Below are 13,047 nucleotides of genomic sequence, written 5' to 3' on the forward strand. Positions count from 1 at the left end.
AACACCCGAGTCTCTTAAATGATTTATATTCTCTTTTACGTATTTATTTTACAAATCTATGGGCTTGTCAATATAGACAATAACTTCCTTCATGTCATGATTGAAAAACTTAGGATTACCTGAATTGATATATTTATCGATCTGCTCCATGTCTAAAGCAGATGTAGACTTCTTTACTTCAATAATTTGTTTACTCGTAACAACATCTAGATCCCCTGCAATCTCATTCTTTGTAACATTGTTTGCTTTCAATGCAAACCCAACTACTTCAATTCTTTGTTGAACATAATCCCCAACCTTCCCCTCAAGGGCTCTACCTGGATTAGGGCTTTTTAACGAACTTTCGATTGCTTTTGATATATTTTTAGGATTTTGTTCAATCCAGCTAATCTTATTTCCTGATGGATTGGTGAATTCAACTTCTATCCCCTTATTTGTTTTAATCTTTATAGGTTCTTTGAGTGTAGAAGCACTCTCCGCCTTACCCCACTCGATCCCCCCAGATCTTTATAAAAAAAGAGCACTTTCTACCCATTCTGAACGGTTGTAGTGCTACACTTTGGATGTAAGCTATTATGAAATTAACATTAGTAATCGGCTTCCTGCCCAAAGTAAGTACCCAAATTGAATCGTGACATACATGATGTATTCTATAACCGTTAGTTTCCTTTGCCTTTTGATTTTACGTATCTCTAGAAAGTAAAAGAAGGTACCAATGAGTAAAAGAATCACTGCTAATTCATTAATTTTTTCTAGGATGGATATGCTCCTCATCTCCTTTCATACCAAAGAACCTCTTGAATTTTATTAGACATCAATCACACTCATAATTATCATTCGTACCTTGGATTCAAAGCATCTCTCCAAACGTCATCATCCACGAAATTAACCTTTTTCTCACTAAAATAAGCTCGGGTCACTTGCTCCAGATCATTCAAGATTTGGGGCCAATCATTCTCATTAATTTCCTTGGATTCAAAGTCCCCAACAATGTTCAGCCATCGATGATTTAACTGCTGGTACTCCTCGATTCTGGCTTTAAGTTCAGCTTTTACAGGATAACTGGTTATATCCAGCCTCTCGAACGTCATTCGCATGCGGTGAAGTGTAGGTGGCAAAATGTCATCTTGGCCTAAGTCGTTAGTATATAATGCTGCGGGTTTTACCAGCCAGTTGGCTTCTTCGCTGAAACTTAGATTCATCAAGTTATACTTATCTATAATCTGCGTCATATCTGTAAAGTTGTAATAGAGCTGGCTGGCTTGTTCTCCATCCTCAACCATCTCGTTTGTTATTATTTCATTCTTAAGTATTCGGTTAAATAAAATATCATTATTTATAATCGCACTCTTCATATCAACCATATCTTGTCGTACATTCATCGTTAGATACTGCTCATACATTCTTTTTTCTTTATAGAGGCTATAAGTTAGAACAAGTAAGATCACCAAGGCAATACAACATCCGATTATTAAAAGTCGTTTTTTTAGTATCATCGCCATTTTTCTCCTAAGATTTTATAGTAAGAAGGACCTCTACGTTGTTTGGTAGAAGTGCCTTTATGCATTATCTGTAATTCAGTTGTGAGGTTTCGTAAAAACCGAATACTCGATATTTTCAAGAAGTTCTCCATAATGCGTCTGGATCAATTCAAGGTATGTTCCGTTGAACGTATACTTTCCGTTTTCAAAGAAAAATATCTCTTCTCCAGAAGTGTGATAGAATACGCCATTTACTTTAAGTGATTCTAATATAGCGAAAGAAATTTCATACATTGTTTTATACCAAAATTCATATTGCTGGTTATTCTCCAATTCATAAGATATTGTTTGTTGATAATTAAAATCCTCTTCTTGAAACATCGTTTCATAAGATACTGCTGGATGATCAGGCGGAAAATTATTATCATAAGCAGTTATTTTCAAACCACCGCTTAGATCAAACTCATGGATGAACAATAAATTGTGTTGTCTGGTTATATAATTCACTTCAAAGTTCTTACTTTCAATTAATTTCTCCAACCATAACGCATCTTGTTTTCCATTCAACCTCAATGAATATTCCATAACCTTTTCGCCTTTACTTTAATTTGTGGAATGTTTAGATTAGTATAATTCCGGATAATTTTTCTTATTGTTCCAGTGTCCTTTCAATATAAGAACAGTTAAGTAAACAAAGTAGGCTTGAAGTTAAGTACTTCACTTGATACTGATTTAAAGAATTATTAACCATCAACTGACCACTTTCCATTCTAAGTAACTGAGCTGAACCATCTTCCAAGAATAATAGATTTCCGTTTATATGTCTTATGAGCTTCCCTATGACTTTAAATAATTTCTCAATACCTTTATAAAAAGTACTCCCATACAATTGAACCCTAATACATACATTAACATCTAAGTTATAATGCTTTTTAACAAAAGCGATATTAGAAATATCCTCTATCTCAAGAAAAAGCGAAAAAAACGTAACACCGATAACTATTTCCTCTTCATTACTATGAAAGGATACTTCCTCATTAACAAATTCAACAGTATATCTCCTTATCAGTTCTCCTAGAGAATTAACATCCATATTAGTTTTCAAAAATAATTCATATTCCATTTATTGATCTCCTCTATTAGATGAGTAGAATCCTGTTGAATTGATTTAACTAAAAAAATCTTCTACATATTTTGGTATTCTCTAGTTTCAATTAACCTTCTGTACTCTACTCAATCCCAAAAACCGTCTTCGTTATTAATCATTAAGAAGAAACAAAAGGTTACTTTGCATCGAATCGATTATTTCAAAGACCAGAACAAAAATGAGGGTAATTGCTTCTATACTATCCCAGTCATTATCTATTCGAAAATTTAAACCCTGATTATATTTAAAATCATTGGCAAGAAACTCTGAAGCGTAATCAAAAGGACTAGAGAGTTTCTTTTGTAACACAACTCCTTCAAATTTCAAGGAGCAATCAGTTGCCATTTAAACTCCTCCTACTGTTTCATCCAAACAGCCCTCTATTGTAATTTGGTAGGAGTGCTGTTTGGATGAATATAATTACATTAAATATGATCTACAGATTATTAATATCAATCGGATCTTTCACAACAAATTTTTCATACCAATTGTTTAGTGGGAAATGTGAGACTTGTATAATTTCTAGAGAGAGTGGTTTGATGCAAAAAGAGCCGCCCCGTTCAAAAAGTTTAATTAACGGTTCATATATGTCTAGATATTGACTAATACCCGGGATAACCACTGCGTACTTCGCCAACTGTAGATAGTATTCAAATATTCTTTTCACGTATGAGTTTTGATTCAAATAAGCAACAGCCTCTGAACTACAATAAGCTGAAATATCTAATTCCTCTTCTTGATCTCCTAACAGTTTCGCCACGTTTGTAAATGCAGGTGGCATAGGCTTCAGCTGCTCCGCTTTAAAAAACTGAGCCATTCTTCTCAGAAATTCATAGCCGAGGTTAGTATCCTCCTCAGAGATAACAGTACCTACTGAGCCCCAATTTATACTATTTAGTTTGGATACTGCATTTTCCAATAACATTCTGTTTCACCTCAACATTTAGTAATCAATCTCATAATCGTAGTACTTGCTAGTATCCTTAGTAAGTCCAAAACCTGAAAAGGGTGGCGCACTCTCTATTGCATCTGAACGGCAGGGCTACTCAATTTCTCCATATGTATATTTCTGTAGGAACTGTAATTGGACTTAATATCCACAGACATTAACTTTAAGCTCCCATACAAAGTATCATCCAGAAAACACCATCCATTATTAAATTCCATAAAAATGCACCTCTACTTTTTGTCTGGTAGAAGTGCCTGTAAGCATTATCAATTAATGGACATGTTGGTTTTTTACATGTTCTTGCGATCAATATAACACCAATCATTATTGTAGGATGCCTTTATCTGTTTCATATCTTCTAGATTGTAAAACCAATCTTCTTCAATCCATACTCTTGCATCGGGGAATTCATTCAGAAAAGCAAAAAGGAATTTAAATAATAAATCCTCATTATCATCAAAATCATCAGATACTACTGCTTTAAAATATTCATTTTGCGTATCATCCCAGTCATAAGTAACGGTTTGAAATTCATAAGGTTCATCATATACACTAAAGCTAAGCGTCCTTGAGTAATTCTCCTTGAATGGCGTGTCACTTATATATAGTCGAGTATATTTTAATGCACCTTCGCTATTGTAAGTTTCTTCATCCTTATCAAAGAATAGTTTCTCTTTTATACATATATTATTAATAGTACTCAATAAATTACTTGCTGACGTGCTTTCTCCACGTTTAAATAATAAAAAAGATGACATTCCCATTATTTCAATACTCCTCGACTATGTCTAATCCCTATTAAAATCTCGTTATTTTCAAATGTATAAAACTAGACAATCTTTTCACTGCACCACTTCGGATCATATGGCATCTGACTTAATTTTAAAATATCGTCAGCGGTGTAATACCATTCAGCATCATCAAACCATAGACAATCCTGAATATTATCTTTGAAGTACTCTACAACGAATCTAAAAATAAACTTGTACTCATGATTTATATTTTCAATATCTAAAGCCCAGAAGTAATTTTCGTCTTGAGTAAGCCAAGTGAAACTATCAACTGAGTCTTCTTCTACTTGATTAACATTAAATGTGAAGTACTTTAAGTTGTCCTTATTATCCATGTTTTTAAAAGTAAATTCATCAACTTCTGATAGTGTTCCTTCAGCTGATATGAAGAGATCATCACGGTATTTATCTTTTATCAAAATGCAAAACATATTCGCTTTTCGCGCTGCTTTCTTAAAATCCTCAATGGCTTTTTCAGGAACGTAATTTTCTATCTTTTTCAAAAAAATTAAAGAACTCACTTCTTCAAGACCTCCTCTAATTCGTTAGTAGAACTTATTATTTTTATTCCTTTATTCTGAATCATTTTAACTAGATTTTCCTGCGTTCGATTATTTACAGTAATATCTTCAATATAATATATGATTTCCTTGTTATCGTAGTTAAAGTATTTCTCATTTAAAGGATCAGTCAATTTATCAAATTGTTTTTTACTTACTGCACTTAAAGACTTCTTCACTTCAATAAGATGTGAATCTGTTAACACATCAATATCCCCTGCTATTGTATCATCTTGCAATTTCAACTGTATTCCAGTCCCCTGCAATCTTCCTGTACCTTTTACAGTATGCGCTACTTCACCCTCTAAAACATCACCAGCTTTTGAACTTTTTAAATTCTTCTCGATAATAGCATCTATATCTTTTGAACCTTGTTTGGTCCAAGATATCTCATTACCGAATTGATTAGGGTATATAGTTTTATTTCCTTCCATTCTTAACCTTGAGTCATTAGTTAAACCGCTACCTTTCCCCGGCTCTACCTTCCCCCCACCTGATCCTCCCAGATCGCTATGCTTATTTTCAACAGTACGAAGCGCCTTGCCAACAAAGGCATAGGCCAATACCTGACCCATCACAGAACCACTATAATACCCGGCCCCACTCTCATTCACCTGGTTCTTCTGCTCATCCACAAATTGGCTTACATCATCCCTGGCTGTTCCGTTTCCCCAGGCTGCATCCCAAGCAAACTTAATGCCTCGCCCAACATCGACCACCTTACCCAAAGTCAGCCCATAGGCCACACTAGCGACCGTGCCGAATGGATCATAAAAGAGCGCCTCCGCCGTCTGTCCCATTCCGGTTACTGTTTCTCCCACCGACTTGTCCAGCAGTCCAACACCGAAATTTCGTTTCAGTTCTTCAGGTATATATAGAGCAACCTCACCTGAACCATCGGCTGTTCTGAAATTCTTCGCTATAAAAATAAATTCGTTCTGAATTTTATCCAAAAGACCCAGTGTAGCAGGAAAAACTTCTTTCACCTGCATAAAATCCCAAAAGAAACGTTCCCCTGTCATACCCGACCATTCGGACTGCAACAGGTAAATTGACTTTTCCAGTTCCCGTACCATTCGCTCCAGTTCCAGCTTCTTCTGCTGGACGAGCCGGGCTTTTTCCTCTAATACATCGGGATGTACCTGAATACGCTGCATTCTATCTTCACCGCCAACCTGACCGTAGTATATGTACCTAAATTTTAACAAGTTAGAAGGAGGATTGGAATCAAACGGAGGATTCATTTTCACATAGTCTAACTGGAAGTTGGTAAAGATCCTTAGGCAGATATATTGCGCATTCGTGCATGTTACTCCAAAATTCGATCAATTGGTTAATATATAGGTTATATACCCATTGTGCTAGAATATATTTTTCCGAAAGGAGCTATAAATTGAATAAAAAGAGTATCATCGTCGCTGTGATCATCGGTCTAATCTTGCTCGCTCTCCCCTTCATATTCTACTTTTCCACTAAAATATCCGAAGGCTCGGCGTTGCCTAAACCGATTACCCACACCAATCTCTAAGGTATAATACTAATATCGTCTCACAGGAGCTAATGATCCAATTCAAAGGAGGCTCATCCATGAAAATAGAACGACTTGATCATCTCGTGTTAACCGTGGAAAATCTGGAAGCAACGATTGCATTTTATACGAATGTATTAGGCATGCAGGTAGTCGAATTCGGCCAAGGCCGAAAAGCGTTACAGTTTGGACAGCAAAAAATCAATCTGCATGAACGTGGCAAAGAGTTTGAACCCAAAGCCCATATCCCCACACCGGGTTCAGCAGATCTTTGTTTTCTGGTCAGCACACCTCTGGAGGAAGTCATTACACATTTAACACACCAGAACACGAAGATCGAAGAAGGACCAGTCAAAAGAACAGGTGCACTGGGGCCAATCTGTTCGGTGTATATACGTGATCCTGACGGTAATCTGATCGAACTATCCAATGCTTTGTATGCATAAACCACCAGCTCTCGCTCTCCAGATAGCAGCAAAAAGATCCTGAAAAGCCTCGGCTTCGCAGGATCTTTTTTGATTTACAGCATGAATAATTACATAGCTCAACTATTTACGGTTAGATACCGCTCTCATCACTTGGGAATCGAAAAGGTACTGCCTGCCTTCTCACAACCGATTAACACGTTAAAAACACGTTGCTCACTCTTCATCGTACCGATCCCTTCGCAGTGTTGGTCGTGATCCCCTGTTTGGAGCCATAGGCATCCCTTGAGTTATCATAAGTCGATTGAATGACTGAGCCATCGTATATCAATTCATAGATGACGGCCCCACCTTCGATGGTATACATCGTCACACGAACCTGATCCTGCTGTTTGTTCTTCACATTCTTCACAAAAGTATTCCACTTATCCTTGTTTCGCATGCCTTCGAGAAGCACAACGACATCCCCGCTTTGCTCCGCTTGCTCAGGGTTATGTGGCTCAATAATTTCCGGAAATGAATTCAAAACCACTGGAGAATCCACTGTCGGATCATTTGCCTCACAGGCTGTTAACATTATTAACGCTAACAAAAGCGTGAGCAGTACTCTTTTCATCCAATCACCTCATGAATTAAGACGCTAAATTCTCCGTACATGTTACCTATGTGCTGTTAGAAATAGCTTAAAACACTCAGTACGGATCTTCAATATAAAGGAATTTTTATTATTTGTATGTAACTTCATCCTTCCATAGAGTGTTTATATAACAATGCATTATTTACGTCCATCTCATCCGAAAAAGAGGCGATACACATGCGTTCGGTTAACCCATCCGATGACATAGCAAAAGAAAAACAACGCCCCACTTCACGCTTGAATCATAGACCTAATAGTAAAAGTAAATCGTCCCGACGATTCGCCATTGCAATGGCTGCAGCACTAGTTGCGTCCAGCTTGTTGTTGGAGATGACAGCTGAGCCAATTACTCACGCAGCCCCTAACGTACAGCATTCCGCCAGTAACACTTCTGTTCAATCGAATGCAGTAAATACAGAGAAGAAACTCCACTATACCGCTGTAGAGGGAGCTTATTATTACACAGTCGCCTTGAGAAGTGATGGTTCGGTCTGGACCTGGGGCCGCAATTTGTTGGGAGAGCTGGGTGTGAGCGAGAACATTCGATATCGTCATACATTTAGTCCCATCCGCGTACCGGAACTATCTAATGTAATAGCTATTTCAGCCGCCGGTGGTGGAATCAACGCAGCAGTTCAGGCAGATGGAACGGTCTGGGAGTGGGGTGCTGGCAAACTACCAAGCAAAGTCGAAAGCATCAACTCTGCGAAGGATGTAGTGACTGGTTCTTTCACTGTCGCCCTTCTCCAGAACGGGACAGTCTGGTCATGGCAGCGCCCTAACGCTCAAGGAATCAATTCAGATGATCTCATACGTAAACCACATGCGATTAGCGGACTGAAAGATGTTATCCAGGTTGGATCCGCAGGTCTGCATGGATATGCTTTGAAGAAAGATGGCTCCGTATGGACGTGGAACGAGCCCGACGAATCCGGGAATGTCCTGTCCAAACCTACCAAGATAAAAGGTCTGACCAACATATCTTCGATCACAAGAACAGATACGTCCCTGCTTGCACTGGATAAGAACGGGAAAGTCTGGGGTGTGGACGAGACAGGGAAAGTATTCGCCTTTCATTACGACTTCAAGGTGAAGAAGATGGATGGAAATACGCAATATATGTTAATACTCACGACATCCGGTGAGGTGTACAGCTACGGAAGAAGTGTGAACGGTAAAGAAGGAAAAGTAAACCATTTATCCGGTATTACTGATATTTCAGCAGGATATTACCACAGTCTTGCCTTATCCTCGGATGGAACCGTCTGGGGCTGGGGAAGTGATAAATACGAGGAAGCGGGTGCACCTGCAACGTCATCTGGAGGAATGGTCTACAAACCCGTTCAAGCCAAAATTGGTACAGATGTATATCTTAACGGTGAGCTGTTCCAGTCAATGTATGCCGCTGTTGAAACGCCTAAGACCGTGCAACTGCCAATCAAAGCCATCGCCACAGCACTTGGAGCAAAATTTGAGATTCATCAGGTGAAAGGTAGCCCGAACCACTATACGTTGAATTATGACAATCGGACAATCACAATCCGACCTAACGAGACACAGTATGTTATAACCTCCGCCGATTCCTCTGGGGAGCGAGTCGTGCAGATACCTGAACCCATAAATAACTACTCGGGAGCAACTACAGTGCCTTTTGAGGTATTGCGTGGTTTGGGATTGAACGTGTCCTGGGATTCAGAGAAAGCGATGCTGACCATTGACGATGCTGATAAGAAAGATTCAGGAAGCTAAACGAATCGCATAGCTTAGAAAAAATCCCCTTCAGGTAAACGTCCTGTTCTTAAAGAACACCGTTTACTTGAAGAGGATTGATATAAATCATCTCTATCCCTGAACTACTATATCTGTTACTCTACTTCTCGAACCGGAACCAGCCAAAGTCAAACTGACTACCCGGCAGGAAAATAAAGGTCACCTTCTGCACACCTTTAACCTGCTCAAGCTCAAACACTCGCTCCTCATATCCATCGGACTGTGTGAATTCGACCAGCTGATTGCTCTGTCCGTCCTCACCTGCAAAGCGGATATGGATCGTGTTTTTATCGATTGTTGAACGTCCATAGATCACAAACTTGGACGTGCCTTCTGCCGTGAAGTCCATATTTTCAAACTCCAACGACACATTGTTTCCGATCCCCTCGACATGATTACCCTCGATCTTGAACGTATCCCCGTAGAGATGATCGCATGATGCAGCCGTATTCTGTTCAAATGCCCGGCTTTGGCGCTCGAATGAGAAGCCTTTGATATGAATCTTCTGCTTCAGTACAAAACAGATCGACGTAATCCCGCTCAGCCGCTTGGACAGTTGATACGTCTCTTTCTGATACACATTCCATCTGGATTCTTTGTCATACACCACATCTGCCAGCAGTGTACTTCCCTCTTCATCTGGCATACCTTCCCAGATCTGAATGAAGTACTCTTCACTGGACAACGCAAAGATTGGAATCGTAATGGTATCGGAGCCGTACGGCCCGAAGTCAATATTGCGGAAGCCCACATGTGTCTCCCCGTCCCGGCTTGTCGCTACCCCTCGCTCATTGCCGTTACCGACATCCCCTTTGGTGTAATCGTACAGCCCGCCAGTAATAAAGCCGTATGGATCTTTGTAAGCCGTACCCAGACCCGTTGCTTTGAACTCCAGTTGGGAGATCAGTTTCGTTTTATCGGTACCATTACTGCTCGTCGCACGAAGACGGAATTCCCCATCGCCCAGAGCGGATACGTTGACTTCCAGACCGTTGGCTTCGACCTTGGCAATGTTGGATTCGATACCCGCATCGTTCACAACTGCCCACTCAATATCCCGATAGGATGTGTTCTCCGGATACAGCTTGGCGCTCACCGTCATCTGCTGTTTCGATGGATCGAATAACTGCCCACCTTCGCTGATAATCTCGATTTTCCGCAAAGGAATCTCCTGCAGACGTCCCGTCAGAACCGGACGTTCTGTATTACTCATGAGTACGATATGCTCCTGACTTGCAGCGGCACCGGAATCACCTAAGGTACGATCTACTGCGCCTGCAACAGCTCGTGATTCGAACTCGGCAGCTGCACTTTCCAATCCTTCCGATGTCACCTCGATCCGTACCGTTCCCGATTCGTTCGTTGCCCCGATGATGGCCATCAGCTTGCCGCTGAACAGTCTTCTGCTCAGTCCTTTGTATGGATCATAGTCCGTGCTATCTCCATTATCCAGACCCAATAGACGACCTGCACCTGTCACTTGGACCTGCACACGGTTGTTTGCATTTTGCACGGGATTGCCCGCTTCATCTTCCACTTGGATTTCCACGAAAATAAGATCCGTACCGTCCGCTTGCAGCTGCTCCCGATCGGTTTGCAGACGAATCTTCTTCGCATCTGTATAGGATCTTTGCACATCCGTTGCAATAACGTTGCCGTGTTCATCATAAGCGATCGCTTTGAGCTCGCCTTCTTCATATGGCACTTTCCACCAGCCTGCCAACTGGGTTCCCTTTGCATGGTCGATATCATACGTGCCGATTGTCTTGCCATTCAGCTGCAATTCAATCTTCGGCGCATTACTGCACACGCGTACATCGATCAGCTGACCAGGACTGAAATCCCAGTAAGGGAACAGGTGAACCATCGGACTTTTCTTGTAATCCGTCCAGGCTGCTTGGTAGATATAGTAGGAATCTTTCGGGAACGTTGCTGTATCCAGCTGTCCAAAATACGAATTCTTTGTATGATACGGTGTTGGTTCTCCAATATAATCGAATCCGGTCCACAGGAACTGCCCCAAGGAATACGGCGTATCTCGTTCTGCCAAAATGCAATATTCTGCGGACTTCGCGCCCCAACTTGTTGTACTGTTACCCAAAGCCGAGCACTGCTCGTCATCATCCGCCAGAATGGACTGCTCGAACGGGAAGTGATAGATCCCACGGCTCTGCACTACAGACGACGTTTCACTACCATAGATAATCCAGTCCGGATGTTCTTCGTGATGTTTGTCGTAGTATTTCTCCGCGTAGTTATAACCTGCGAGCTTCACGATGTCTGCACATTTTTGTGCGTTTTCCCATGGCATGTAGTTCGAACCGATCGTCACGCCTGCATTCCCTTTTGGATCAAATTCCAGTACATAATCCATCAGCATGCGAGTCACTTTCTGCCCCCGCTCATCTGCATGTGTATCATAAATTTCGTTCCCGATACTCCACATGATCAGACTTGCATGGTTACGGTCACGCTTCACCCAGCTCTTCACATCGGTGTGTGCCCATTCCGGAAAAAATCTCGCATAGTCGTAAGGTGTCTTGGCTCTCTCCCACATATCGAACGCTTCCGAAACGATCAGCATACCCATCTCATCCGCAAGTTCCATGAACTCTTTGGCAGGCATGTTATGAGCGGTCCGGATAGCGTTAACGCCCATTTCCTTCAACAGCACAAATCTTCTACGTAGCGCAGTCAGGTTAAAAGCAGCCCCCAGCGCTCCGAGATCATGGTGTTCACACACGCCGTTCAGCTTCATCTTGACCCCATTCAGGTGGAATCCTTCGTTTGCATCCAGCTTGATATCCCTGAAACCAATCCGCTGTGTGGCGGTCTCGATCGTCTCATAGCCCTGCTCACCTGTAGCTACTTGCAGTTCCGTTACCAGATCATACAGATTCGGTTCATCCGGGCTCCATAACTTCGGAAGATCGACCGTCAGCTGTTGGCTGTTGGTTTGTATCTCTCCATGTCCGGCGTCTTTACCCGCCGTAGATATAACGTCCTCTTTGCTGGATACGATCTGATTACCCTCATACCAAATCGTGTGCACAAGCTGTGCGTTCTGATTGAGACTCAGCTCCGTATCCACCTCAACCTGCCAGCCTTCTGGCTGCTGCTGAATCGATACATAGGTACCGTCTGTGACGATATGATTCCGATCTCTCGTTTTGAGCCACACATTCCGATAAATTCCGGCCCCCGAATACCATCTGCTGTTGGGACTCTGATGCACAACTTTGACTACAATTTCGTTGTCACCTTCCACCAAAGCACTCGTGATCTCATGCTCAAAAGCCGAATAACCGTACTTCCATTCCCCCACAAGCTGACCGTTCACATATACGGAAGAATCCATATACACCCCGTCAAAGCAAAGCAGAAGCTGCTGCTCATCCTTCGTATATGGGAATGTCTTGCGATACCATCCGATGCTGTCCTCATACAGTTCAAGCGTATTATAGATCAGCCAATCATGAGGAAGCTCAACCGGTTCAAACGTTAACCCCGCAGACTCCGTAACCTCCAGCTTACTTTTCGCAAATTGCCATCCATCCGTAAAAAGCTTTTTCTGATTCATCTCAGCTCTCACTTTCTGTGTGTATTATGATTGCGGTTACAAACAAAAACAGACCATTTTCCGAAAACCTTTTCGAAAATAACTTGGTGAGACAATAACACTTTACCCGATTATACCATCTGACCACCTTTGTACGTCACTTTTTGAGCAGATTGAAGAAAAAAAAGGGCCCGCTTTAG

14 protein-coding genes are annotated in these 13,047 nt (G+C 41.3%); 3 read left to right on the forward strand and 11 right to left on the reverse strand.

The genetic code is table 11. The features are described 5' to 3' along the window. Nucleotides 1–48: 48 nt before the first annotated feature. From MHB84_RS08275 to MHB84_RS08315, 9 genes are all read right to left on the reverse strand, one after another. Complete coding sequence (locus tag MHB84_RS08275) at nt 49–252, reverse strand: hypothetical protein (RefSeq protein WP_083678993.1); 204 nt, start codon at nt 250–252, stop codon at nt 49–51. A gap of 581 nt (nt 253–833) precedes the next feature. Then, nucleotides 834–1,496 (reverse strand): hypothetical protein, encoded by a 663-nt coding sequence (locus MHB84_RS08280; protein ID WP_076290363.1) that lies wholly within the window; start codon nt 1,494–1,496, stop codon nt 834–836. 81 nt (nt 1,497–1,577) lie between these two features. Then, nucleotides 1,578–2,066, reverse strand: coding sequence for a hypothetical protein (locus MHB84_RS08285; RefSeq protein ID WP_076290364.1), 489 nt, complete (start codon nt 2,064–2,066; stop codon nt 1,578–1,580). 64 nt (nt 2,067–2,130) lie between these two features. Next, nucleotides 2,131–2,604 (reverse strand): hypothetical protein, encoded by a 474-nt coding sequence (locus tag MHB84_RS08290; protein ID WP_076290365.1) that lies wholly within the window; start codon nt 2,602–2,604, stop codon nt 2,131–2,133. Nucleotides 2,605–2,739: 135 nt separating this feature from the next. Further along, nucleotides 2,740–2,973: a hypothetical protein gene (locus tag MHB84_RS08295; protein WP_076290366.1), complete on the reverse strand. Its 234-nt coding sequence runs from the start codon at nt 2,971–2,973 to the stop codon at nt 2,740–2,742. Nucleotides 2,974–3,064: 91 nt separating this feature from the next. Then, a complete protein-coding gene (locus MHB84_RS08300; RefSeq protein WP_076290367.1) occupies nt 3,065–3,553 on the reverse strand; it encodes a hypothetical protein in 489 nt (162 codons plus the stop codon). Nucleotides 3,554–3,867: 314 nt separating this feature from the next. Then, nucleotides 3,868–4,341 carry a hypothetical protein gene (locus MHB84_RS08305; RefSeq protein WP_076290368.1) on the reverse strand — a complete coding sequence of 158 codons (474 nt, stop codon included), beginning with the start codon at nt 4,339–4,341 and terminating at the stop codon, nt 3,868–3,870. 65 nt (nt 4,342–4,406) lie between these two features. Beyond that, the gene (locus tag MHB84_RS08310; protein ID WP_076290369.1) at nt 4,407–4,889 is read right to left on the reverse strand and encodes a hypothetical protein; all 483 of its coding nucleotides are present in this window, start codon (nt 4,887–4,889) and stop codon (nt 4,407–4,409) included. Beyond that, entirely contained in the window at nt 4,886–6,085 is a 1,200-nt protein-coding gene (locus tag MHB84_RS08315; protein WP_076290370.1) for a WXG100 family type VII secretion target, read from the reverse strand. Before MHB84_RS08315 ends, MHB84_RS08310 begins: the two co-directional genes overlap by 4 nt. Before the next feature lie 236 nt (nt 6,086–6,321). Between MHB84_RS08315 and MHB84_RS08320 the strand changes: the two genes are divergently transcribed. Together MHB84_RS08320 and MHB84_RS08325 are read left to right on the forward strand one after the other, a co-directional pair. Next, nucleotides 6,322–6,456 carry a hypothetical protein gene (locus tag MHB84_RS08320; protein ID WP_256716861.1) on the forward strand — a complete coding sequence of 45 codons (135 nt, stop codon included), beginning with the start codon at nt 6,322–6,324 and terminating at the stop codon, nt 6,454–6,456. Between the two features lie 59 nt (nt 6,457–6,515). After that, the gene (locus MHB84_RS08325) at nt 6,516–6,902 is read left to right on the forward strand and encodes a VOC family protein (protein ID WP_076290371.1); all 387 of its coding nucleotides are present in this window, start codon (nt 6,516–6,518) and stop codon (nt 6,900–6,902) included. A 202-nt stretch (nt 6,903–7,104) separates the two neighbouring features. Here the strand turns inward: MHB84_RS08325 and MHB84_RS08330 are convergent, their stop codons facing one another. Beyond that, nucleotides 7,105–7,497 carry a DUF4362 domain-containing protein gene (locus MHB84_RS08330; protein ID WP_076290372.1) on the reverse strand — a complete coding sequence of 131 codons (393 nt, stop codon included), beginning with the start codon at nt 7,495–7,497 and terminating at the stop codon, nt 7,105–7,107. Nucleotides 7,498–7,695: 198 nt separating this feature from the next. Between MHB84_RS08330 and MHB84_RS08335 the strand changes: the two genes are divergently transcribed. Then, complete coding sequence (locus tag MHB84_RS08335; RefSeq protein ID WP_076290373.1) at nt 7,696–9,267, forward strand: stalk domain-containing protein; 1,572 nt, start codon at nt 7,696–7,698, stop codon at nt 9,265–9,267. Nucleotides 9,268–9,388: 121 nt separating this feature from the next. Here the strand turns inward: MHB84_RS08335 and MHB84_RS08340 are convergent, their stop codons facing one another. After that, a complete protein-coding gene (locus MHB84_RS08340) occupies nt 9,389–12,868 on the reverse strand; it encodes a glycoside hydrolase family 2 (RefSeq protein WP_076290374.1) in 3,480 nt (1,159 codons plus the stop codon). Nucleotides 12,869–13,047: the final 179 nt, after the last annotated feature.

Source organism: Paenibacillus sp. FSL F4-0087 (genome assembly GCF_038020215.1).
GTDB classification, from domain to species: Bacteria; Bacillota; Bacilli; order Paenibacillales; family Paenibacillaceae; genus Paenibacillus; species Paenibacillus taichungensis.

Coding starts and splice junctions, on each gene's coding strand:
- MHB84_RS08280 (WP_076290363.1), bottom strand. CDS start 1,496: ATGATACTAAAAAAACGACTTTTAATAATCGGATGTTGTATTGCCTTG.
- MHB84_RS08285 (WP_076290364.1), bottom strand. CDS start 2,066: ATGGAATATTCATTGAGGTTGAATGGAAAACAAGATGCGTTATGGTTG.
- MHB84_RS08290 (WP_076290365.1), bottom strand. CDS start 2,604: ATGGAATATGAATTATTTTTGAAAACTAATATGGATGTTAATTCTCTA.
- MHB84_RS08295 (WP_076290366.1), bottom strand. CDS start 2,973: ATGGCAACTGATTGCTCCTTGAAATTTGAAGGAGTTGTGTTACAAAAG.
- MHB84_RS08300 (WP_076290367.1), bottom strand. CDS start 3,553: ATGTTATTGGAAAATGCAGTATCCAAACTAAATAGTATAAATTGGGGC.
- MHB84_RS08305 (WP_076290368.1), bottom strand. CDS start 4,341: ATGGGAATGTCATCTTTTTTATTATTTAAACGTGGAGAAAGCACGTCA.
- MHB84_RS08315 (WP_076290370.1), bottom strand. CDS start 6,085: ATGCAGCGTATTCAGGTACATCCCGATGTATTAGAGGAAAAAGCCCGG.
- MHB84_RS08325 (WP_076290371.1), top strand. CDS start 6,516: ATGAAAATAGAACGACTTGATCATCTCGTGTTAACCGTGGAAAATCTG.
- MHB84_RS08330 (WP_076290372.1), bottom strand. CDS start 7,497: ATGAAAAGAGTACTGCTCACGCTTTTGTTAGCGTTAATAATGTTAACA.
- MHB84_RS08335 (WP_076290373.1), top strand. CDS start 7,696: ATGCGTTCGGTTAACCCATCCGATGACATAGCAAAAGAAAAACAACGC.
- MHB84_RS08340 (WP_076290374.1), bottom strand. CDS start 12,868: ATGAATCAGAAAAAGCTTTTTACGGATGGATGGCAATTTGCGAAAAGT.